The sequence below is a fragment of the Aeromonas sp. Marseille-Q5825 genome, from assembly GCF_946892685.1.
GTDB lineage: Bacteria > Pseudomonadota > Gammaproteobacteria > Enterobacterales > Aeromonadaceae > Aeromonas > Aeromonas rivipollensis.
Genome location: NZ_CAMPOU010000007.1, coordinates 145,001 through 167,630, shown reverse-complemented (window position 1 = coordinate 167,630; position 22,630 = coordinate 145,001). Strand labels below are relative to the sequence as shown.

Here is a 22,630-nt window from a genome sequence, read left to right as displayed (position 1 = left end):
GGGAAATAGTCAACGGCAGGGCCCAGGGGGCAGAGGAGCCGTCCCGAGGATGGGACGAAGTAATTTCACGGTAGAAAAAATGAACGGAGCAGGGAGAGGAGGTGGCCCCCATTGGATGGGGGCCACCTCCTCGTCGTCACCCCGAGCAATCTGGGTAGATTATTTCCCTTATGAATTAACAAATCGCCCCGTTCTCGGCGCGACATCCGATGTCGCCACCGGGTCACAGCATGTCGGCCAGCCCCGGCAGGTAGCGCAGGGAGAAGAACCAGCGCTCGCTGCCGCAGCGGGTCGGCGCGGACCAGAGTGCACGCTGCTGCGGCTCGGCCAGGGGGGAGGCTCGAAAGCTCCCCTCGCCGCTCTGCTGGACAAACAGCTCATGCACCAGGCCGGCCACCCTCCCCTGGCAGGGTTCAAGCGCACTCAGATAGAGCGCTCGTTCCGCCACGCTGAGCACTCCGGTGCCACTGCCATCCTGCACCACCAGCCTGACCCCCTCGCCACTGAGCCTGCCCATCAGCTCACGGTACGCCTGGGGGCTCATCTTGCCGGTGAAGAAGCTGCTGATGTAGACGGGCTGGTTTCCCAGCACCTTGAGGGCCGCGACCGAACGCTGGACATGACCGGCCAGCAACCCCTGACGCTCGGGATCCCGCCAGTTGAGATCATCTATCTCGGCGGGCAGATACCAGCCTGCAATGCGAGCCTCCCCGATGCGGTCCTGCCACGCCTTGGCCTGGGCCAGATTCAACCGCTCCAGTCCCTGAAGATAACGCTCGAGGTAACCGGCACTCTGATCCTGGCGCTGGAAGAAGGCCGGATCCGAGTAGAGACCCAGGATCAGGGTCAACCCGGCCTCCTGGGCACGCTTGAGCCTGGCCGCCAGCCACCCTTGCTCCTCCGGCTTGGCAAAGGCATCGCCATAGCGGGTCCACTGCACTATCAGGGTGTCGAACCCCTCCCCCTTCACCTGGGCCAGTATCTCGTCCCAACGCGACTCGCCAAGGGCGGCATCCCGCAACTGGGGCTGATAGAAGATCCCCTGGCTCCCCTGGGCGGGCAATACCGCCCCCAGCAGCATGAAGGCCAGCCCCGTTATCCAGTGTCTCATCACCATCTCACTCCCATGGTCATCATCAGGGTGTCCTTGTCATACGCCTTGCCCGACTCTATCTCCCGGATGGCGGGGTCGCTCTTGAGGCGGCGCTGGTATTCGATCCCCAGGCTCAGCTTGTGGGGCCAGGCATCGTAGCGGGTCTCGCCAAACCAGTGATTCCAGCGTACCCCCACGCCCCCCATCAGCAGGCTGTAGTCATCCGATCCCGAGGAGTAGGCCAGCGTCTCGCCATTCTGGCTGTAGTAACCTGTGTCCGGGCTCTTGTCATTCCAGTACTGACGCCCCTGCACATGCCCGTAAGGCTCCAGGGTGTCTCCAAGATGGATCTTGTGGTGATAGCTGAGGCGGTAATCGGCCACCAGACTGGTCTGCCGGGAACGCAGGTAGCGGGCCGCATCCAGATAGAGGTTCTGGGCCCACCAGCCGCTCTCCCCCACGTGCCACTCGTCGCTGTACTTGCCGTCGTTCAGGAAGGAGGTGCTGGCCCGGATCAGGGTATCGTGTTCGCCCCCCTGGCTGCTGTTGAGGGGCAGCAGCTCTTCGGCCGCGAAGAAGAGGGCCTGGCTCCTGAAGGGCTTCCAGCGAACCCCCACTCCCAGGGTGGGATCGCGAAAATCGAGGGGGTTGCCGCCACTCCCTTCCACATAGGTGCCGTCATCAGGCGAGCCCTCATCCAGATGGTAGATCCGCTGGCTCTGGCTGCTGCCATAGAGACGCCCGTAGAGGGAGAGGGTCTTGCCATCACGGATGGGCTCATCTCCCAGCCGGTATTCCAACTCGGTCTGGGCATAGCTCTGGGCCACGGCGTTGCCGCCGATGCCACTCACAGTGCCCTGCCCCGTACCGGTCCAGGCGTCGACGCTGACCGTCCAGCGCCGTCCCAGATCCTCGTGCAGCCGTCTCAGATCGTAACTCACCTGGGCAGGCGGCTCCCCGTCGATGGCTTTGCTGGCATAGTCCCGGGCCTTCTGGTTGCGGGCGAGCGACTGGTTGATGTAGGCCAGCTGCTCGGCGAGCTGGGTGTCCCCTTCCCGATAGACGCCTTCCAACCAGTCACTGGCTGCCTGCCGTTCGTCATTGCCAAGCAGGGCATAGCCGTAGGCAAGCTGATACTCCCGATTATCCGGCTCGAGTCCATTGGCGGCATGCAGGGCGTCCCTGGCCTCTATCTTGTTGCCCAGCCTCTGCTGGTGCTGGGCAAGGGCGGCATAGTCGCGAGCCTCGGGAGCCATGGCGATGACCCGCTGCAAGCTGGCGATGGCCTGTTCATCCTCCTGAGTTCGAGCCAGGGCACGCCAGTAATCCGCACCAAGGGGCAACCCGGCAGCGCGATACTGGTTCAGCCACTGGCGCGCCTGGGGCAGATCACCTGCATCCAGCGCCGAGCGGATGGCCGCCATCTGCTCCTGCTCCTCTGGCGCCAGAACAAGTTGCTGCCAGGCGTGAAGTGCCGCATCGAAGTGGCGATTCTCATAGGCCTGATAGGCCAGCTGGCGTACATCTTGTGGCAGGCCGAAGCTGGCGGCGCGGGCAAAGGCATATTCCGCCAACCCCGGCTTGTCCTGGCGGTAGCAGGCGCCGAGCGCCCGCCAGCTGCTGGTATCATAGCGACTGGAGAGATCCCCCAAGACCTGTCTCACCCCATCACACTGGCCCGCCCGGGCCAGCAGGCTCGCTTGCAAGGAGCGTAAGTCGGGGTCCGACAGGGGCACGGCCAGTCGCGCCGGCAAGGGACCTGCGCCCGGCGTTTCCTGCAATGCGCTGAGCCGGCGGATCAGGGTTTCCCTGCCAGCCTGAGTGGCCCCTCGATAGGGCCAGTATTCGATGAGCAGGGCCCGGCTCGCGGCCGTCAGGCCCGCCTGCTGCAGGCGATAGCTCACCTGCTCGAGCGTAGCCATGGGCTGGCGCGAGCTCCTGATGAGCTGACGCCCCTCGCTGGCCAGTTTGTTCCACTGGCGCTGATGCAGGGCGGACTCGAAAGCGAGCTCCGCATTCCCTTGCGCCGGCGCCATGGCCAGCAGCCTGTCCAGCTCGGCCCAGCGTCCCTCCCGGCGCAGCACCGGCAACATCAGGCCCGCATAAAATCCCTGATTCTCGGCAAATTGCAGGGTCTCGTCGCTGTCGAGGGTCTGGTTATTGGCGGCCAGTTGCAACCACTCCCGCTCCTGATCCGCCCGTTGGAACTGCGGGGCATGGGCCTGCTGGTAGCGGTCGAGGGTCGCCCCCCGCTGATCCTTGCCAAGGGCCAGCGCAATGGCCAGGTCCAACTCGCCATCCTGGCTCGGCAGACGGCGGCGCAGGGCGATGGCCTGCTCCAGTTTACCCTGGGCAAGCAGCATGGTGACCCACTGCTTCCGTTCCCCCTGGCTCAGGGTGCCGGCATCCTCGAACCAGGCGAACTGCGCCTGCGCCAACGCCCAGTTCTGCTCCCCCAGGGCCCGCTGCAACAGATTGCGCCTCAGCCCCATCCCTTCGGTGCTCCTGGCCAGGGCAGGATCGGCCAGGGCCGCGGTCAAACCGACCAGATCGCCATCCTGCAGATCGCGATCGGCCCGCGCCACCTTGCACTCGAGCAGCTTGCAGGCAGGATCCAGCGGATGCTTGCGCTGCACCGCCTCGGCAAAGGCGAGCAGCTCGCCATCATCCGGCGTGATCGCAAGCTGTTCGCGTACCAGTGCCAGCGCCCGTGGCTCCTCGCCAAACCGTTCATAGGCCCTGGCCAGATAGAGGGTGATCACAGGGTTGCGGGGTTGCAGCCTGCGAGCCTGTTCGAACTCGGCAATGGCACGGTCACGATGGCCCCGCTCCAGGGCCGAGAAGCCCTTCTGCAGATGGGGATAGAGCACGAAGCGCTGATAGTTGCTGACATCCGGCCCCAAATCGTACTCAACCTGGGCAGCCAGTCCTCCCTGGCTCAGCAACAGGCCGGACAGTAGCAGTAGTGTGGGGCGCATCAGCGGGTCTCCTCTGGCAGCTGCATCAACCAGGACTCGTCGACCCCGGCCTCACGCAACACCTCATGCAATTCTCGTTGATAACTGGCCTGCAGCGCCTGGGCCTGGGCCAGCACCTGCTCGCCAATCACCTCCTGCTCAATCAGAAAGCGCGCCAGGGTGAGCTCGCTGCGTTCGTGCCGTAACAGCAGGGAACGTAGCGCGGCCTCATCGATGTGACCCAGAGAGATGAGGATCTCCGGCAACATCACCTGACTGGCCAGGTAGCGGGACCAGGCGGCATGGCGTTGCGCCTCGTCCAGTTGACCTTCTGCCTGCGCCCGCAGCAGCACGGCATAGGGATCCTGGCGTTGACCCCTGGCATACCAGCGACGCAGACCCACTGTCACCTCCCCCTTGCAGGCAATCACATAGGAGACGGGGGTGCCGAGCTTGCGGGACAGGGCGCCAAGCGAGACAGGGTCGAGATAGGTTTCACAGGCCAGGATCAGTCTCTTCTCCTCGATGCGAAGCGGCAGGACCCCATAGTGGATGGCCACATTGGGGGAGACCTTCTGCAACAGCGTTGTGGGCAGGGAGCAGGCATCCACATGCTCCCAGCCGACGCCGCTCTGCTCTGCCACCCCGGCCGCCAGCTGCTCGCTGTCGATCCAGCCCTGGTGCACCAGGCTGCTGCCAAGGCGCAGCCCGGGCTCCCGCTCCAGCAGCGCCTGCTCCAGTTGCGCCTGACTCAGCGCCCCCTGGCTCACCAGGATCTGGCCGAGAGGACGACGGGCGCGGTTCTCTTCCCCGAGACTCGGGAAGTCATGGGTCGTCTTGTCCCAGGCAACCCGACGCGGATCCCCCTGGGCGATGATCTGGGAGAGGGCCCGCCAGTTCGCCATGAAGTTGATGATGTTGCCCCAGAACAGCCGGGGAAGGGACATCAGTCCCTGCATCAGGCCGTAGTATCGGGTCACGAAGATGAGGCGCTGCAACATGCGGTTGCTCATCAGGAACATGTTGATCCAGAGCAGGGTGACCAGCCAGGCATCCCCCTCGAAGATGGAGAGGAAATAGTAAGGGTCCGGCGCCAGCCACTGATAGAGGATGAGGGCCAGCAATTGCAGCAGGATCAGGCTGGCGGTGAAGCTGAGGAAGTTGGTCAGCGCCCCCTTGCGATCCCGCCACAGGAAGTAGTTGAGCTTCCAGTTGCTGCTCCACTTGTGGGTCTTGAAGCCCTGATAGACGATGCCGATGATCCAGCGCGACTTCTGGCGCACCGCGGTCTGGAAGGTGTCGGGGAAATACTCCCGCACGCAGATGACGTTGGTATCCCGTTCGTGCATGCCCAGGCGCCAGCGCTTGTTCGGGGTACTTTTGGCCTCGCGGATGACGGGGAAACGCACGAATACCTCCGCCATCCCCTTCTCCTTGAGGCGAAAACCGATGTCGTAGTCCTCGGTCAGGCTCTGCACGTCGAAGGCGATGCCGTCACCGTCTTCCAGCAGGGCGATGACGGCGCGGCGGCTGAAGCAGGTTCCCACCCCGGCGCTCGGCACCTGGCCGGAGACGGCCTCGCGCACCGGCACGTCCTTGCTGTGCAGTTCGGCAAATTCGTCCAGATAATGCAGGCAGGTGAAGTTGTACCAAGGTCGCTCGAACGGATAGACGGGGATCTGGATCAGATCCTTGCGCCCCACCAGATAGTTGAACAGCCGCAGCTCCATGTCGGAGATGACATCCTCGGCATCGTGCAGGATGAAACCGGCAAACGACAGGTTGGCCTTGCGCTCGAACTGGAAGATGGCATCGAGCACATTGTTGAGGCAGTCCGCCTTGCTGGTGGGACCGGGGCGGGCACAGACCACCTTGTGCACATTGGGAAAGCGGGCACACACCTCGTCCACATCCTTCTGGGTATCGGGATCATTGGGATAGGTACCCACGAAGATCTGGTAGTTTTCGTAGTCGAAACGGGTCGCCGCCAGCTCAGCCATCTGGCCGATCACCCCTGTCTCGTGCCAGGCCGGCACCATGATGGCAAGGGGCTGCTCCTCCCGCTCGTACAGCGCCTGATACTCCAGCCGATCATGCTTCTGATAGACGGTCATCCGGCGCCAGCAGGCCCGCAGCCAGTAGACGACATCGATGAAGAGATCGTCCACCCCGCTTATCAGCATGGCCATGGCCACGACGATGGCGATCAGCTTCAGACCATAGAGATAGGTGGCAAAGCCATCGACCAACCAATATTCCGACATCCAATTACCCCTGCAATGTATCCGCCATGATGGCGACGATGCGAGCACAGGCCTGACCATCTCCGAACGGATTGGCCATGGCGCGCGGGGCAAAATCCCCCACCTGCCACAATTCGGTGACACGCCGGACGATCCGCTCCTCGTCCGTTCCCATCAGCTCGGCATAACCTGAGGCCACCGCCTCGGGCCGCTCCGTCTCTTCCCTCAACACCAGCAGGGGTACCCCGAAGGTCGGCGCCTCCTCCTGCAAGCCACCGGAATCCGTCATCACCAGCCAGGCGTCGGCGATGGCCTGCTGCATGGCGAGGTAGTCGAGGGGCTCGGTCAGGGTGACGTTGGGCAGATGACCGAGCAGGGGATGGACCGCCTGCTTGATGACGGGATTGAGGTGGACCGGGAACAGCACCCGCATCTCGGGGTGGGCCATGGCAAGGCGGGCGATGGCACGGCAGATCCCCGCCACCTCGTCTCCCCAGTTCTCCCGCCGGTGAACCGTCACCAGCAGATGACCAGGCCGGGGGTTGTTGCGATTCAGGCCATGGTGTTCGGCGGCCCAAAGCTGGGCATCGATGACGGTATTGCCCGTCACATGCACCTTGTCCGCGGGTATCTGTTCGGCCAGCAGACAATCGCGGGCCCCCTCGGTCGGAGCCAGGTGCAGACTGGCGATACGACCAACCATCTGGCGCAGCCCCTCCTCCGGGAAGGGACGGTCTAGGCGATAGGTGCGCAGTCCCGCCTCCACATGAGCCACGGGCACCTGATGGTAGAAAGCGGTGAGGGCGCCGAGAAAGACACTCTCAGTGTCTCCCTGCACCACCACCATGTCCCAGTGTTCCTGGCTCATCAGGGTTTCGAGCTGGGCGCGGCACCCCTGGCTGAACTCGAACAGGCTGGTGCCCTGACGCACCAGTTCCCAGTCCGGCGCTATATCGAAGCAGTCGAGCAACTGGGTGGCCATGCTGTCATGCTGACCCGTGTGTACCCAGCGTACATCCGCCCAGGGGGCCTGCTTGAGGGCGTGATAGAGAGGGGCAAGCTTGATTATTTCCGGGCGAGTGCCCGACACCATCATGATTTTCTTCATCGCAATGCACTCCGTTTACGGGGCCTTTGTCACAGCAGGGAGTCTAGACGACCAACCCAGGCAACACTGCGCCGACTGCCGTATGGTTTCAATAGGTTACAAGGCTACGGGAGGATGAGAAAGCAGAGGGAGGCACTGACCCCCAACTGGTGATCGCCCGGCAGTGATCCGATGCGGCGAGACCAGCGACGACTGGTCTGCGCAACAGATTCCCTGTTCGCACGGCTCTTGCTGAGGCGGGCCATCATCATGAATGGGTATCGAACAAATATGGAGGCGAGTCCTCTGACCCTCGTCAAAGGCAGTCCAGCCATCTCATGGAATGAGATCTGTGACTTTCCGAACCCGGTTCACACCGAGGGTGGCTTGTCTATCATCTACTCAAGACCCGGATTGGTCCATATTAAAAATGTAAGCAACGGTTAAAATCAAAGATAAAACAGATTTAAATCAATTTTCCGTACATAAATCGCCGTCATGGCATTTCACCCTGGCCGTGCCCTCCGATGCTTCACCCCGAAGGCCGATCTTCTTTCCCGGCGACGCTGCCGTGGGGCGCCATCACGCCCGGTCATCCCGCCAAAAAAAGAGCCCCTTTCGGGGCCCCTGCTATGTCTGTCATGCCAGGGCTCAGGCCCGGGTCGGCTCGGCCCTCTGCTGCGCCTCCAGGCGCCGGATCCAGGCCTCGAAGTCGGCCAGCATGCTGGCCTCCGACTCGCTGTTGTCGGCAATCAGCTCGGCGCCGTGCATCACCCGGATCTGGGCGTCGAGCGGCGTCCCCTCTCCTGCCGACGGGCGCTGGCTCGCCGCCGTCATGCAGGCCGCGGCCGTTGCCCACGCCTGCGCCACGCTCTGGTTGCACGCCTCGGCCAATGGCACGGCACTGAAGCCTTCGCCAGTAAGGCTGCGCAGCGTCTCGTCATGGGTCATGCCGTTGCCCGGCCCCCAGTAGTGAGCCGCCAGATCCGGCCCTATGCGCGGGTTGTCGGTGAGGTAGCCGTCGCGCGCAAGGAAGTAGGCGCGGGTCTGCTCCACCGCCATCAGCGCCAGCAGATAGCCATGGTAGGCGCAGGCCGACTCCTGATTGAGCAGGTGCGGAATGGCCAGCAGCGGGCGCGGGCTCTCTACCCCGAGGATGGTGCGCTCCCACTGGCGGGCCAGTGCCAGCACAGCCTCTGGGGTACGCTCGGCGTCTGCCATGGCGTAGAGATCCCGCTCGAAGTAGGCCACCAGCGCTATCTGGCGCTCGTTGAAGGCCCGAAACGGCTGGCGCGCCTCTATCATGGCCCTGATGAGCCCATCGGGGATCGCCTCTCCCGCCGCATTTCTGGCGTAGCCCTTGAGCCAGTCGGCGTCGTCCAGCAGGCTGTCGCAGAACATCGACTGGGTCTCGGCATAGGCCATGGAGGTGGGGGGAAACTCCTGGGAGAAGCAGGGGGCGTTGCCGGTCACGTTGGCAAAGTGGGCCGCATGTCCCCCTTCGTGGAACAGGGTGTTGAGGCCGCTCCAGCCGCTGCCCACCTGGGCCGGATCGGCCAGACTGGTGAAGTTGACCACGGCGGGCACCCACTCCCCCTCCTGCCAGAAGCTAGGCACAGGGCCATGGCAGAAGCCGTTCTCGTATTTCCCCTCCCGGGTCAGCAGATCCAGGGTCAGGGTGGCGCCGCGATACTGGATGCCGAGGCGGCGGAAGCTCTGGACCCAATCCTTCAGCGCCCGGGAGAAGGGCACATAGGGGTCGAGCTGACGAGTCACGTCGCCGCTCACGCTGTAGCGCAGGTTGTGGGGCAGCAGGGCCGCCTCCCCCTTGGCGGCTTTCAGCTCCGCCAGGCTCTGGTGCACCCGCTGCTCGGTGCGGGTAATAAAGTCGTCGAGCACGGCGAACAGCTGCTCCGGGCTCATCTGCTCGTTCTTGTGCACCTTGTAGTCGAAGTAGTCGTTATAGCCCATGGCCCGGGCGAAGCGGTTGCGCAGGGCCACCACCTCGAGAAAGCCGTTTCCGACCACCCACTGCTCCAGGCGGTGGAACATGGCGAGCGCACTCTGGCGCACCGCCTCGTCGCTACTGGCGGCCAGCGCCGTGCTGGCGGCGGGCAGGCTGCCGGCCACTTGTTGGCCCTGCTCGTCCAGTAAAGTCAGCTTGAGCCCCTTGCGGCGGGCGAAGAGATCCGCCTCGGCGGCCACCAGCTCGTCCATCAGGGCGGCGGCGGCCGGATCTTCGATGACGTTGCACTCGAAGAAGGCAGCCCAGCCCGCCAGACCCCGCTTCAGATCCGCCCCCTCGGCCTGGGCCAGCATCTCCCGCAATGCGGGCAGCCTGGCCGGATCGGCACAAAACGCCTTGTAGGCCTGCTCGGCGGCGGTGAAACCGGCCTGATCGTCGCTGGTGCCCATGTAGGTGGACCAGAAGAGATCCTCCTTGCGCCTGTGTACCCGCAGGTAGTCGGCATTGAGCTGGTTCAAGTAATTCCTGGCAATGGAACTCATAAATTCCCTCTTGTTATGGGGCGGCCGCGAAGGCGCCCACTCCTTTTTGGTGAAATGCCAACTCATTCACACTTCTTGCAAATAGAGCCGACAAATGGTGCGCCGGGATGCGCCAGACCACGCTACCAAAAGCGAGGGTTTCTGTCTGCTGGCTATACTGGTTGCCAACACACTCAATTGGCAACCAACCATCACAACCCTTTGAAAGTTAAATAAATGTTAAACACAAAACAATCAAGGCCAGCCAGCTGACTGGCCCTCACCAGATCCGTACGGGAAAGAAGGAAAAGACTATGTTCAAGCTCGGTGATATCGCCGTGAGTCGCAAACTGATGCTGCTGCTCTCGGTGGCGCTGGTCGGCTTCATCGCACTGCTGCTCATCTCCGCCAGTGCCCTGCATCGCAACCTGATGAGTGAGCGGGAAGCCCGGTTGCAGGCGGTGCTGGATCTGGCCATGAGCCGGATCCAGACCCTGGCCGCCACCCTGCCCGCCCCAGAGGCCCAGGCGCAAGCCAAGGCCATGCTCGACGGCATGCGCTTCGATGGAGACAACTACCTGTTCGTACTGGATGAAAACCGCCACGTGGTGGTGCATCCCGCCAAGCCAGAGCTGGTCGGCCAGCAGATGGGCGGGACGCCCGCCGAATCCCACTGGCAGCGCATGGTGGATCTCGGCAAGGGCGGCCATCAGGGTCGCCTGGAATACCAGTGGATCTCCCCCTCCGGCGAGGCGGCCCAGAAGATGTCGCTAGTGGCCGGCTACCAGCCCTGGGGCTGGATCCTGGGCTCCGGCCTCTTGCTGCAGGACATAGAGGCCACCATCTGGTCCCAGTACCAGCTGATGGGGGGCGCCACCCTGCTGGTGATCCTGCTGATGGGGTGGCTGGGGGTGGCCATCAGCCGCTCCATCGTCAACCCGCTGGCGGAGATCAACAGGGCCATGGCCCAGGTGGCGGCCGGGGATCTGGTGGTCAGCATACCCGTGCATGGCAAGGATGAGCTGGGGGCCGTCGCCCGCTGTACCAATCAGGGGCTGGACGCCATTCGCCGCGCCCTGCTGGAGGCGAGCCAGGGGGCCCGCAACGTGGCGGATGCCGCCCTGCGCATCGCCGCCTCCGCCGAGCAGACCAACCAGGCGGTCAACAGTCAGCGGGATCAACTGGCCCAGCTCGCCACCGCCATGAACGAGATGAGCGCCACCATCTCGGATGTGGCGGGTCACGCCGAGAACACGGCCCGCGACACCCAGGACGCCACCAGCGAGGCCGGGCTCGGCAACCAGGACGTCCACGCCAGCGTGCACGGCATCCAGGCGCTCGCCACCGAGGTGGAGCAGGCCACCCATCAGGTCAATCGGCTCAAGGAGGGAGTGATGCAGATAGGGGAGGTGACCGCCGTCATCAGCGCCATCTCGGATCAGACCAACCTGCTGGCTCTCAACGCCGCCATAGAAGCGGCCAGAGCCGGCGAGCAGGGCCGCGGCTTCGCCGTGGTGGCCGACGAGGTGCGCCAGCTGGCGAGCCGTACCCGCCACTCCACCGAGGAGATCCAGAGCACCATCACCCAGTTGCAGCAACGGGCGGTGACCGCCGCCAGCGCCATGGATGCCAGCCGCAAGCTGGCGGAGAGCAGCGTCGGCCAGTCCGAGAAGGCGGGGCAGGATCTCTCTCTCATCGTCAACCACATCCAGCACGTGAGCGACATGGCGACCCAGATAGCCACGGCGGCGGAACAGCAGAGCATGGTGGCCGAGGAGATGAACCGCAACGTCAGCGGCATCAATGACTCGGCCCTGGAGATGTCCCAGGCCGCCTCCCAGCTGGCCCGGGAGAGCGAGCTGCTGGCCGGACTTTCGCGCAGCCTGGACGAACGGCTGGCGGTGTTCAGGCTCGGCAATGCCCTCCCCCGGGATCTGGCGACCGGTCAGGCCCCGCGCCCCTCGTCCTCCCGCCGCACAGACCAGTACCCGCACCACTGACCGTCTGACACAGTCCCATCCCCTGCCGGCCTCGCCGACAGGGGATTTTTTCATTGATGAAAAATGTCGCGATTTTGCATCTTTTGACGGAGCGGGCGAAGTAAAACCAAACTTGATGAATTAAATATAATTTTAAAAACAGATAGTTAAGTGATTACCCTACTCCGATGAGGTCAAGCTGTTAAGTTTTACACTTAATAATTTAATCAAAAGAAGCCATCATGGTGGCGCCGTCCTCAAGGGCGGCACCCTGACCCTTTATGTAGTCATTTGGCAAACTGGTTGAAAGGCCAGGACGCAAAGCCTCCGGTCTAAAGACATGTCGTCCAGGATAGCGGGGTTGCCACACCCAGGTGTGTCACGGGGAACTCCCCTGCCAACTTGACTGCCCACATCACCGAACAGAGGAATGTATGGCAGCAAAAATCCAACTCAATCATGTGGCCGCGGCGCTGGCGCTGCTGGCCAGCGGCGGCGTGCTCGCCCACGGTTACATCAGCCAGCCGGAAGGGCGCAACTATCTGTGCAAGACCGGCGGCAACAGCCAGTGTGGCGCCATTCAATGGGAGCCCCAGAGCCTGGAGGCGCCGTCCGGCTTCCCCGATGGCGGCCCCGCCGACGGCCAGATCGCCTCGGCCGGGCACCCGCAATTCGGAGAGCTCAATGCCCAGACCAGCGATCGCTGGACCAAGCGCAATGTGCAGGCCGGTCCCTTCGCCATCAGCTGGACCTTCACCGCCAACCACGTGACCCGCAACTGGCGCTATTACCTCACCAAGCAGGATTGGAACCCGAACCAGCCCCTGACCCGTGACGCCTTCGATCTCAATCCGTTCTGCGTGATCGACGGCAACATGGTGCAGCCCCCCAAGCAGGTCACCCATCAGTGCACCCTGCCGGCACGCACCGGCTATCAGGTCATCCTCGGGGTCTGGGAGGTGGGCGATACCGCCAACAGCTTCTACAACCTGATCGACGCCCGCTTCGACGGTGGCACCCAGCCCCCGCTGACCTGGAGCCAGGGCGGGACCATCTACCCCTCCATCGATCTTGCGGCAGGTGACAAGGCCAAGACCCGGGTGTTTGATGCCAGCGGCGAGCGTGCCGACCTGCAGACGGTGCTGACCATAGCCAGCGCCGAGCAGGGCCAGAAGAACAACTGGGCCCACGCCCTGGCAGGCAAGATCAATGCCGAACAGACCCAGATCCGCGCCGGCCAGCAGGGGGCCGATGGCCAGTTCAACCCCGTCTACGGCCAGAACCCCATCTACCTGAAAGCCGGCAGCAACCTGCAACGGGTCGAGATCCAGCTCGAGCAGCAGCAACCGCCGGTGGGCAACAGCATCAACGTGAGCGGCCTGGCGAGCGACTACCAGCTCGACAACGGCAAGGTCACCCTGAGCTTCACCGTCACGGCGCAAGGGGATCTCGCCGTCACCAATACCCTGTATGACCATGGCGGTGTCGCCAAGGGCCAGAGCGGGGCAGACATCAAGGACAGCAGCCAGAGCTTCACCATGGAGGCCACGGGTCTGAGTGCGGGCCACCACCAGCTGGTGATAGAGGGCAAACCCAAGGCTGGGGGGGAAGTGGTGCAGCAGACCCTGGATCTGATGTTCAAGGATCCGGCCGGTGGCGACTACCAGTTCAGCTTCCCGGAAGGGCTCAAGTCCTATACGGCCGGCACCCGGGTATTGCAGCCGAAGAATGGCAAGGTCTATCAGTGCAAGCCCTTCCCCTACAGTGGTTGGTGCAGCCAGTGGTCCAGCACGGCCACCCAGTATGAGCCGGGCATAGGCTCCCACTGGCAGGAAGCCTGGATCGCACAATAACGCTGTCGCAGTGACATCAATAAAACGGGGAGCCCATGGCTCCCCGTTTCTCATGCGCCGCTCGGCTCAGATCTGGTAGTCGAGCAGGGGCTCGTTGCTCATGGCCCTGGCCTGGATCTCCGCCAGCGCCAGCTCTGGGTTGCAGAGCTGGATGAACTGCCAGGTGAAGTTGTGCTGGAACTGCCCCTGCTTGAGGCCGATCCAGGCGGTGTGCGGCGCAAACAGCCGGCTGCCGTCGAGCTGCACCAGCCCCTTGTCCCGCTGGGGATCGAACGCCATGTCCGCCAGTATCCCCACCCCCATCTCCAGCTCGACATAGGTCTTGATGACGTCGGAATCCTGGGCGGTCAGCAGGATCTGCGGATGTATCCCCGCCTCGGCGAAGGCCTCATCCACCCGCACCCGGCCCGTCAGGCCCGCCTGATAGGTGACTATGGGCCAGTGGGCCAGCGCCGCCAGGGTGAGTTCCCGCTCGGCGGTGAGCGGGTGCTGCTCCGGCACCACTATGTTGTGGTGCCAGCGGTAGTAGGGAAACGCGACCACACCTTCGCTCTTGTCGAGCTGCTCGCTGCTGATGCCGATATCCACTTCGCCGGTCTGCACCAGCCGCACTATCTCCTCCGGACTGCCCTGACGCAGCTCCAGCTGCACCAGGGGGAACTGCTCGCGAAACGCCTTCACTACCCGGGGCAGGGCATAGCGCGCCTGGGTGTGAGTGGTCGCTACCAGCAGCCGCCCGGAATCCCGGTTGGCAAAGGTGCTGGCCAATTTGCGGATATTGTCGGCGTCCCCCAGGATACGCTCGGCGATCACCAGCAGCTCCTTGCCCGGCTCCGTCATGCCGAGCAGCCGTTTGCCGTAACGGATGAAGAGCGCGAGCCCGAGCTCCTCCTCCAGCTCGCGGATATGGCGGCTGACCCCGGACTGGGAGGTAAAGAGGGCATTGGCCACCTCGGTCAGGTTGTAATCCCGCCGCGCCGCTTCCCGGATAATGCGTAATTGCTGAAAATTCACCTCATCGCCTCCTGCGCTGAGTGGCGGTGGATGCTGCCACCGTCCTCTTGTTATTGGGCGACCGGATCAGGATCCGGCTGCAAGCCTGAAAAGAGTCTCGCCTTGGGGGCTCGTCTTCAAATCTGGTAGTCGGGATAGAGCTGCGCATGCCGGGCCACCAGGCGTACCCCCTGGCCGGGGGCGAAGGCACGGGCGGCCTCCTTGCTCAGCTCGGCCTCGTAGTGAGCGCCCCTGGTCTCGCCATCCCCGCGCAACTCCACCCGGATCCGCGGCCCCATGGGCAACAATCGGGTGATGGTGGCGCTGATGCCTCCCGGTGCATCCGCCGGCAGTATCTCCAGCTCGTGGGGGCGCACATAGGCAATGGCAGCGCTGCCCTGTGCCAGCTGGGAGCTGATGGGGCCACCCAGCTGCTGCTCACCTATGCCGAGCCCCTGCCCGGCCACCCGGCCGCGGAACAGGTTCACGCTGCCGAGGAAGCTGTGCACAAAGGCGGTGGCGGGCTGGTCATAGACCTCGGCCGGGGTGCCGATCTGCTCGACCCGCCCTGCGTTCATCAGCACCACCCGATCCGCCACCTCCAGCGCCTCCTCCTGATCGTGGGTCACGAACAGGCTGGTGACGTGCAGCTCGTCGTGCAGCTCCCGCAGCCAGCGGCGCAGCTCCTTGCGCACCTGGGCGTCGAGTGCGCCGAAGGGCTCGTCCAGCAGCAGCACCTTGGGCTGCACCGCCAGGGCGCGCGCCAGGGCGACCCGCTGGCGCTGGCCACCGGAGAGCTGGGTCGGATAGCGCGCGGCCACGTGACTGAGCTGCACCAGATCCAGCAGCTCCTTGACCCGGGCGCGGATGCTGGCTTCATTCGGCCGATCGGAACGCGGTTTGACCCGCAAGCCAAACGCCACGTTCTCGAACACCGTCATGTGCCTGAACAGGGCATAGTGCTGGAACACGAAACCGACGTTGCGCTCGCGCACGTGGAGATCAGAGGCATCCTCGCCGCGGATGATGACGTTGCCGCTGTCGGCCTGCTCCAGCCCGGCGATGATCCGCAGCAGTGTGGTCTTGCCGCAGCCGGAGGGACCGAGCAGCGCCACCAGTTCACCATCGTGAAAATCGAGGTTGATGTCTGCCAGGGCCGCGTACTGATTGAAATGCTTGTTGAGTCGTTGAACCTGAATGCTCATGGCTGCCTCTCTAAACCGTTAAACCGGATTCATGGTTATCCGGGCTGACCTGCCGGCAGGCAGGCCAGGCCATATCAATGGGACTGGGTGGGCTGAGCGCGCAGCCGGGCCAGCAGGGTCTCCCCCAGCAGGGTGAAGATCCCGAACAGGGCCAGCAGGCTCGCCACCGCGAAGGCGGCGCCGGTCTGGTACTCGTTGTAGAGGATCTCGATGTGCAGCGGCAGTGTGTTGGTCTGGCCGCGAATATGACCGGAGACCACGGAGACGGCACCGAACTCCCCCACGGCACGGGCGGTACAGAGCAGCAAGCCATACATCAGGCTCCAGCGGATGCCGGGCAGGGTGACCCGCCAGAACATCTGCAGGCCGCTCGCCCCCAGCATGATGGCGGCTTCCTCCTCTTCCGGACCACGGGCCTCCATCTGGGGCAGCAGCTCGCGCACCACGAAGGGCACGGTGATAAAGGTGGTCGCCAATATGATCCCCGGAGTGGCGAAGATGATCTTGATGTCGTGCTCGCTCAGCCAGTCACCGAACCAGCCGCGGCTGCCGAACATCAGCACGAACATCAGGCCCGCTATCACCGGCGACACCGAGAACGGCAGATCGATGAGGGTGATGAGCAGCTGTCGGCCCGGGAAACGGAAGCGGGCTATGGCCCAGGCGGCGGCCAGCCCGAACAGCAGATTGAGCGGCACCGAGCAGAGGGTCACCAGGGCGGTGAGCCCGAGGGCGCTCAGGGCATCCGGCTCGCTGATGGCATGCCAGAAGAAGGCGAGGCCCGGGCTCAGGGCCTGGATAAAGACGGTCGCGAGCGGCAGCAGCAAAAGCGCGGCGAACCAGCCAAGTCCGACGCTGATCAGCAGCCACTTCACCCAGACGGGCTCACGGGTCACGGCAGGCTGGCGTACCTGAGTGGCAGGGGCCCCATCGAGGGCCAGGTCCAGGCTTGCGTTGGATGCATTCATATGCGGCTTCCTCCGATGCGTGCCCAGCTCCAGGCCTGCAACTTGTTGATGATCAACAACAAAACAAACGAGATCAGCAGCATGACGGAGGCGATGGCCGAGGCCCCGGCATAGTCATACTCCTCCAGGTGACTCATGATCATCAGCGGCGCGATTTCCGAAACCATCGGCAAATTTCCGGCGATAAAGATGACGGAGCCGTACTCCCCTACCCCACGGGCAAAGGCCAGGGCGAAGCCGGTGAGCAGCGCCGGGATCAGGGTAGGCCACAACACTCGCGCGAAGGTCTGCCAGCGATTGGCCCCCAGGCTGGCGGCAGCCTCTTCCTGTTCGGTCTCCGCCTCTCGCAGCACGGGCTGCAGGGTGCGCACCACGAAGGGCAGCCCGATGAAGGTGAGGGCGATCACCACCCCTATGGGGTTGTAGGCGAGCTCGATGCCAAAGGGGGCAACCCACTGACCTATCCAGCCGTTGGGGGCGAAGATGGCGCACAGGGCAATGCCGGAGACGGCGGTCGGCATGGCGAACGGCAGGTCGATGAGCGCATCCACCAAGCGGCGACCGGGGAAGCTGTAACGCACCAGCACCCAGGCCAGGATCAGCCCGAACAGGCTGTTGAGCAGGGCGGCGATAAAGGCGGCCCCGAAGCTGAGGCGAAAGGAGGCGAGCACCCGGGGGGAGCCTATCACCTGCCAGAACTCGGCGGCCGTCAGGTTGTTTACCGCGAACAGCACCAGTGCAGAGAGGGGCAACAGCACCAGTATGCTCAGGTAGAGCAGGCTGAAGCCCAGGGTCGGCCCCAGGCCAGGGAGGACGGAATAAGAACTTAATCGCATAACACATCCGTTTGTTATAAAAACTTTCGATACGCTGATTCTGCTCACGACCGCCAGTGACAACAAACACCAATAACGCCTTTGCTAAGCACTTTTTTGTCTAACAACGGCAAACCAGGGCTTTTAGAGCGATGAATAGAAAAAAAGGTCTTTTATATAAATAAAAGACCTAACAAACGGAGCGGTGAAACCTGAGCTGCAAAGACAGTCACTATGGGATCCGGGTGGCGAGCCTGTCTTATATCTTGCGGGAACTCTCCTTGTCATATGGGTCTAGGATCAGCGGAAGCTGAGGGCCGCCCGCCTATCCCATTCGGTCGAGACGGGATCCACTACCATCTCGGCCCTGTGATGAAGGGTGTTCAGCAGGTTGAGCCCCTGACTCCACTCCCCATGACCGGACTGGGCATTGATGTGGCCCACCTCGCCGGCATCGAACAGCGGCACCTGCCACTGACGACTCCAATACTCGGCACGTTCGAAGCTCATCCAGGGATCGTTGCGGCTGGCGATGAGCTGGGCGGACACCTTGATGGATCCCGCCAGCGCCTCGTCCGGGATGCCGAAGCGGGCCGGATCCGCAGGTGCCACTATCAGGATGGAGGAAACCTTGTCCGGTTGCAGCCGGGCGGCGGCAATCGCCGTCAGGGCGCCGAAGGAGTGGGCAACCAGGTGGACACGGCTGCGGCGGCTTCTAAGCTTGCTCGCCAGCTTGGCACTCCAGACGGTGAGGTCCGGCTTGTCCCAGGGCAGGCCCAGCATCCGCTGCCACTGGGGAAATTGCTGGTGCCAGCGACTCTGCCAGTGATCCGGCCCACTGTTGTGCAGACCGGGAACCAGAAGGATCTTGTTCATCATGGTGCTCCTATCTGTTGTCACAGGGGCCAGTCACTGTCAGCGGCCAGGTTGGTAGATCTGGTCGAACAGCCCGCCCTGGGCGAAGTGCTTCTTCTGTGCCTTGTCCCAATCCCCTTCCAGATCCTTGACGGTAAAGAGCGCCAGCTGCGGGAACTGGGCCGCCGTCTCCTTCAGGATCGCCGGGTTGCTCGGGCGATAGTGGTACTTGGCGATGATCCGCTGTCCCTCGTCGGAGTAGAGGTAATCAAGATAGCCCTTGGCGACCGCTTCGGTGCCGTGCTTCTTGGCAACCTTGTCCACCACGGCAACAGGGGGTTCGGCCAGGATGGAGACAGACGGCACCACGAGCTCGAACTTGTCGCTGGTCCCCGGCTGACTCAGCACCAGCAGGGCTTCGTTCTCCCAGGCCAGCAAGACGTCGCCGAGGCCGCGCTCGATGAAGCTGGTGGTGGCGCCCCGGGCGCCGGAATCCAGCACCTTCACGTTCTTGAACAGGTCGCCGACAAACTGCTTGGCACCCTCTTCAGTGCCGCTCTTCTTCAGGGCATAGCCCCAGGCAGCCAGGTAATTCCAGCGCGCACCGCCGGAGGTCTTGGGGTTGGGGGTCACGATGGCGACATCCTTGCGAACCAGATCACCCCAGTCCTTGATCTGCTTGGGGTTGCCCTTGCGCACCAGGAAGACGATGGTGGAGGTATAGGGAGACGCATTGTTGGCAAGGCGCCCCTCCCAATCGCTGGCGGTAAGACCCGCCTTGGCCACGGCATCGACATCATAGGCCAGCGCCAGGGACACCACGTCAGCCTCCAGGCCATCCACCACGGCACGCGCCTGCTTGCCGGAGCCACCGTGTGACTGGCTCACCACCACATCATCACCCGTCTTGGCCTTCCACTCCTTGGCAAAGGCGCTGTTGTATTCCTGGAACAGTTCGCGGGTCGGGTCATAAGAGACGTTGAGCAGGCGCACCTCGGCCGCATTGGCCTGGCCGAGTGTCAGCAGAGAGAGCAGGGTCAGGGCGGTCATTCGCAGTTTCATGGTGATACTCCATATCGTTGGGTTGAGTACAGAATGCCGCCTTCCACATATATCAGGAAGAAAGAAAAAGCGCTTTGCTTATCTCTTTTACGCATATTAGGCCAACCGCCAACGCATACTCACTGCCGCGAACCAGCCCCCTGGTCGCCCAATTCGCCACTCATCACAGTCAGATTGCAAACACGAAAAAGCCCAGTCTGTTGACTGGGCTTGTTGACTCGCGTGCTGAATGTGCATAGCAAAAAGGCCTTCCCGCGAGGGAAGGCCTTTCAAAGTAGTGGCGGAGCGGACGGGGAGACGGGCACGGTCCGGCTCAAGCACAAGGGACCACAGGCAGGGACCGAGTTGCCAGTGGCAAGTCGCAGCCCTGTCTGTGGTCCCTTGTTTCCTTAATCCCGTTCGCGAATATCCAAAAGCAAAAAGGCCTTCCCGTTAGGGAAGACCTTTCAAATTAGTGGCGGAGCGGACGGGACTCGAACCCGCGACCCCCGGCGTGACAGGCCGGTATTCTAACCGACTGAACTACCGCTCCGCATTCGGTTAGCTTTCGCTAAATCTTCTGCCGTCTCAACGAGGTGTCATCCTCTCGGCCAATCATGCAATGTGTGCACAACTGTTTAATTGGGTGCCTGGCAGTGTCCTACTCTCGCATGGCGAATGCCACACTACCATCGGCGCTACCGCGTTTCACTTCTGAGTTCGGCATGGGATCAGGTGGTTCCACGGCGCTATGGCCGCCAGGCAAAAAACTTCATCCGGAAAGCTGACGTGAATAACGACTTGGCCTTAATGGCTCGTCGCTATCACTGAATTAGTTAGTAGTTCACGCACTTGCTACAAGGCCAGAAACACTTCTTGGGTGTTGTATGGTTAAGCCTCACGGGTAATTAGTATGGGTTAGCTCAACACGTCGCCGCGCTTACACACCCCACCTATCAACGTTGTGGTCTCCAACGGCCCTTTAGGACCCTCAAGGGGTCAGGGATGACTCATCTCAGGGCTCGCTTCCCGCTTAGATGCTTTCAGCGGTTATCGATTCCGAACTTAGCTACCGGGCAGTGCCACTGGCGTGACAACCCGAACACCAGAGGTTCGTTCACTCCGGTCCTCTCGTACTAGGAGCAACTCCCTTCAATCATCCAACGCCCACGGCAGATAGGGACCGAACTGTCTCACGACGTTCTGAACCCAGCTCGCGTACCACTTTAAATGGCGAACAGCCATACCCTTGGGACCGACTTCAGCCCCAGGATGTGATGAGCCGACATCGAGGTGCCAAACACCGCCGTCGATATGAACTCTTGGGCGGTATCAGCCTGTTATCCCCGGAGTACCTTTTATCCGTTGAGCGATGGCCCTTCCATTCAGAACCACCGGATCACTATGACCTACTTTCGTACCTGCTCGACCTGTCCGTCTCGCAGTTAAGCTGGCTTATGCCATTGCACTAACCTCCTGATGTCCGACCAGGATTAGCCAACCTTCGTGCTCCTCCGTTACTCTTTGGGAGGAGACCGCCCCAGTCAAACTACCCACCAGGCACTGTCCGCGAGCCCGATTCAGGGCCCTGCGTTAGAACATCAAACATACAAGGGTGGTATTTCAAGGACGGCTCCAGCGCAACTGGCGTCACGCCTTCAAAGCCTCCCACCTATCCTACACATGTAGGTTCAATGTTCAGTGCCAAGCTGTAGTAAAGGTTCACGGGGTCTTTCCGTCTAGCCGCGGGTACACCGCATCTTCACGGCGAATTCGATTTCACTGAGTCTCGGGTGGAGACAGCATGGCCATGGTTACACCATTCGTGCAGGTCGGAACTTACCCGACAAGGAATTTCGCTACCTTAGGACCGTTATAGTTACGGCCGCCGTTTACCGGGGCTTCGATCAAGAGCTTCGCTTGCGCTAACCCCATCAATTAACCTTCCGGCACCGGGCAGGTGTCACACCCTATACGTCCACTTTCGTGTTTGCAGAGTGCTGTGTTTTTGATAAACAGTCCCAGCCATCTGGTCACTGCGACTCCCAACTGCTCCATCCGCAAGGGACTTCACTGTCAAGAGCGAACCTTCTCCCGAAGTTACGGTTCTATTTTGCCTAGTTCCTTCACCCGAGTTCTCTCAAGCGCCTTGGTATTCTCTACCCGACCACCTGTGTCGGTTTGGGGTACGATGACTTGTAATCTGAAGCTTAGAGGCTTTTCCTGGAAGCAGGGCATCAATGGCTTCACCACCGTAGTGGCTTCGTCTCGTGTCTCAGTGTTGTGTCTCCGGATTTGCCTAGAAACACCACCTACGCACTTTCACCAGGACAACCGTCGCCTGGCCCACCTAGCCTTCTCCGTCCCCCCATCGCAATTACAAGTCGTGCAGGAATATTAACCTGCTTCCCATCGATTACGCCTTTCGGCCTCACCTTAGGGGTCGACTCACCCTGCCCCGATTAACGTTGGACAGGAACCCTTGGTCTTCCGGCGAGGAGGCTTTTCACCCCCTTTATCGTTACTTACGTCAGCATTCGCACTTCTGATATCTCCAGCATGCCTCTCGACACACCTTCGCAGACTTACAGAACGCTCCCCTACCACTCACACATAAGTGTGAATCCGCGGCTTCGGTGCCTGGTTTGAGCCCCGTTACATCTTCCGCGCAGGCCGACTCGACTAGTGAGCTATTACGCTTTCTTTAAATGATGGCTGCTTCTAAGCCAACATCCTAGCTGTCTGAGCCTTCCCACATCGTTTCCCACTTAACCAGAACTTTGGGACCTTAGCCGGCGGTCTGGGTTGTTTCCCTCTTCACGACGGACGTTAGCACCCGCCGTGTGTCTCCCGGATATTACTTACTGGTATTCGGAGTTTGCATGGAGTTGGTAAGTCGGGATGACCCCCTAGTCCAAACAGTGCTCTACCCCCAGTAGTATTCGTCCGAGGCGCTACCTAAATAGCTTTCGGGGAGAACCAGCTATCTCCGAGTTTGATTGGCCTTTCACCCCCAGCCACAGGTCATCCCCTAACTTTGCAACGTTAGTGGGT

Annotated in this window: 13 protein-coding genes, 1 tRNA gene, 2 rRNA genes and 1 riboswitch (1 of these 17 only partly in view); of the genes, 2 read left to right on the top strand and 14 right to left on the bottom strand. The window is 62.2% G+C overall.

Features of this window, described 5'->3' with window-relative positions; all coding sequences use genetic code 11:
* Positions 1-223: 223 nt before the first annotated feature.
* From OC537_RS18925 to OC537_RS18905, 5 genes are all read right to left on the bottom strand, one after another.
* Positions 224-1,111: a DUF4434 domain-containing protein gene (locus OC537_RS18925; protein WP_262113570.1), complete on the bottom strand. Its 888-nt coding sequence runs from the start codon at positions 1,109-1,111 to the stop codon at positions 224-226.
* The gene (locus OC537_RS18920) at positions 1,111-4,071 is read right to left on the bottom strand and encodes an NfrA family protein (protein WP_262113568.1); all 2,961 of its coding nucleotides are present in this window, start codon (positions 4,069-4,071) and stop codon (positions 1,111-1,113) included. Before OC537_RS18920 ends, OC537_RS18925 begins: the two co-directional genes overlap by 1 nt.
* Positions 4,071-6,314 carry a cyclic di-3',5'-guanylate-activated glycosyltransferase NrfB gene (gene nrfB, locus OC537_RS18915; RefSeq protein WP_262113566.1) on the bottom strand — a complete coding sequence of 748 codons (2,244 nt, stop codon included), beginning with the start codon at positions 6,312-6,314 and terminating at the stop codon, positions 4,071-4,073. Before nrfB ends, OC537_RS18920 begins: the two co-directional genes overlap by 1 nt.
* A gap of 4 nt (positions 6,315-6,318) precedes the next feature.
* The gene (gene wecB, locus OC537_RS18910; protein ID WP_262113564.1) at positions 6,319-7,401 is read right to left on the bottom strand and encodes a non-hydrolyzing UDP-N-acetylglucosamine 2-epimerase; all 1,083 of its coding nucleotides are present in this window, start codon (positions 7,399-7,401) and stop codon (positions 6,319-6,321) included.
* Between the two features lie 630 nt (positions 7,402-8,031).
* A complete protein-coding gene (locus OC537_RS18905) occupies positions 8,032-9,888 on the bottom strand; it encodes a M3 family metallopeptidase (protein WP_262113562.1) in 1,857 nt (618 codons plus the stop codon).
* 293 nt (positions 9,889-10,181) lie between these two features.
* On the opposite strand from OC537_RS18905, the gene OC537_RS18900 reads away from it, so the two are divergent.
* On the top strand, positions 10,182-11,867 hold the full coding sequence (locus OC537_RS18900; RefSeq protein ID WP_262113560.1) for a methyl-accepting chemotaxis protein: 1,686 nt from the start codon (positions 10,182-10,184) through the stop codon (positions 11,865-11,867).
* A gap of 262 nt (positions 11,868-12,129) precedes the next feature.
* Positions 12,130-12,215, top strand: a riboswitch (cyclic di-GMP riboswitch).
* Between the two features lie 65 nt (positions 12,216-12,280).
* Positions 12,281-13,699 (top strand): N-acetylglucosamine-binding protein GbpA, encoded by a 1,419-nt coding sequence (gene gbpA / locus OC537_RS18895; protein ID WP_171275445.1) that lies wholly within the window; start codon positions 12,281-12,283, stop codon positions 13,697-13,699.
* A gap of 66 nt (positions 13,700-13,765) precedes the next feature.
* Here the strand turns inward: gbpA and cbl are convergent, their stop codons facing one another.
* The 9 genes from cbl to OC537_RS18850 all read right to left on the bottom strand — a co-directional run.
* Positions 13,766-14,713 (bottom strand): HTH-type transcriptional regulator Cbl, encoded by a 948-nt coding sequence (gene cbl / locus OC537_RS18890; RefSeq protein ID WP_025325756.1) that lies wholly within the window; start codon positions 14,711-14,713, stop codon positions 13,766-13,768.
* Positions 14,714-14,829: 116 nt separating this feature from the next.
* The gene (locus tag OC537_RS18885; RefSeq protein WP_163138195.1) at positions 14,830-15,897 is read right to left on the bottom strand and encodes a sulfate/molybdate ABC transporter ATP-binding protein; all 1,068 of its coding nucleotides are present in this window, start codon (positions 15,895-15,897) and stop codon (positions 14,830-14,832) included.
* A gap of 74 nt (positions 15,898-15,971) precedes the next feature.
* Entirely contained in the window at positions 15,972-16,865 is an 894-nt protein-coding gene (gene cysW, locus OC537_RS18880) for a sulfate ABC transporter permease subunit CysW (protein WP_106884955.1), read from the bottom strand.
* A complete protein-coding gene (cysT, locus tag OC537_RS18875; RefSeq protein ID WP_025325753.1) occupies positions 16,862-17,701 on the bottom strand; it encodes a sulfate ABC transporter permease subunit CysT in 840 nt (279 codons plus the stop codon). The genes cysW and cysT overlap by 4 nt, the downstream gene beginning before the upstream one ends.
* Positions 17,702-17,980: 279 nt before the next feature.
* On the bottom strand, positions 17,981-18,556 hold the full coding sequence (locus OC537_RS18870) for an RBBP9/YdeN family alpha/beta hydrolase (RefSeq protein ID WP_163147416.1): 576 nt from the start codon (positions 18,554-18,556) through the stop codon (positions 17,981-17,983).
* Between the two features lie 39 nt (positions 18,557-18,595).
* Entirely contained in the window at positions 18,596-19,597 is a 1,002-nt protein-coding gene (locus tag OC537_RS18865) for a sulfate ABC transporter substrate-binding protein (protein WP_262113547.1), read from the bottom strand.
* A 455-nt stretch (positions 19,598-20,052) separates the two neighbouring features.
* Positions 20,053-20,129: transfer RNA gene (locus OC537_RS18860), tRNA-Asp, on the bottom strand.
* 95 nt (positions 20,130-20,224) lie between these two features.
* A 5S ribosomal RNA gene (gene rrf, locus OC537_RS18855) occupies positions 20,225-20,339 on the bottom strand.
* A 124-nt stretch (positions 20,340-20,463) separates the two neighbouring features.
* Positions 20,464-22,630 (bottom strand): 23S ribosomal RNA (locus tag OC537_RS18850); it runs 723 nt beyond the window's last position.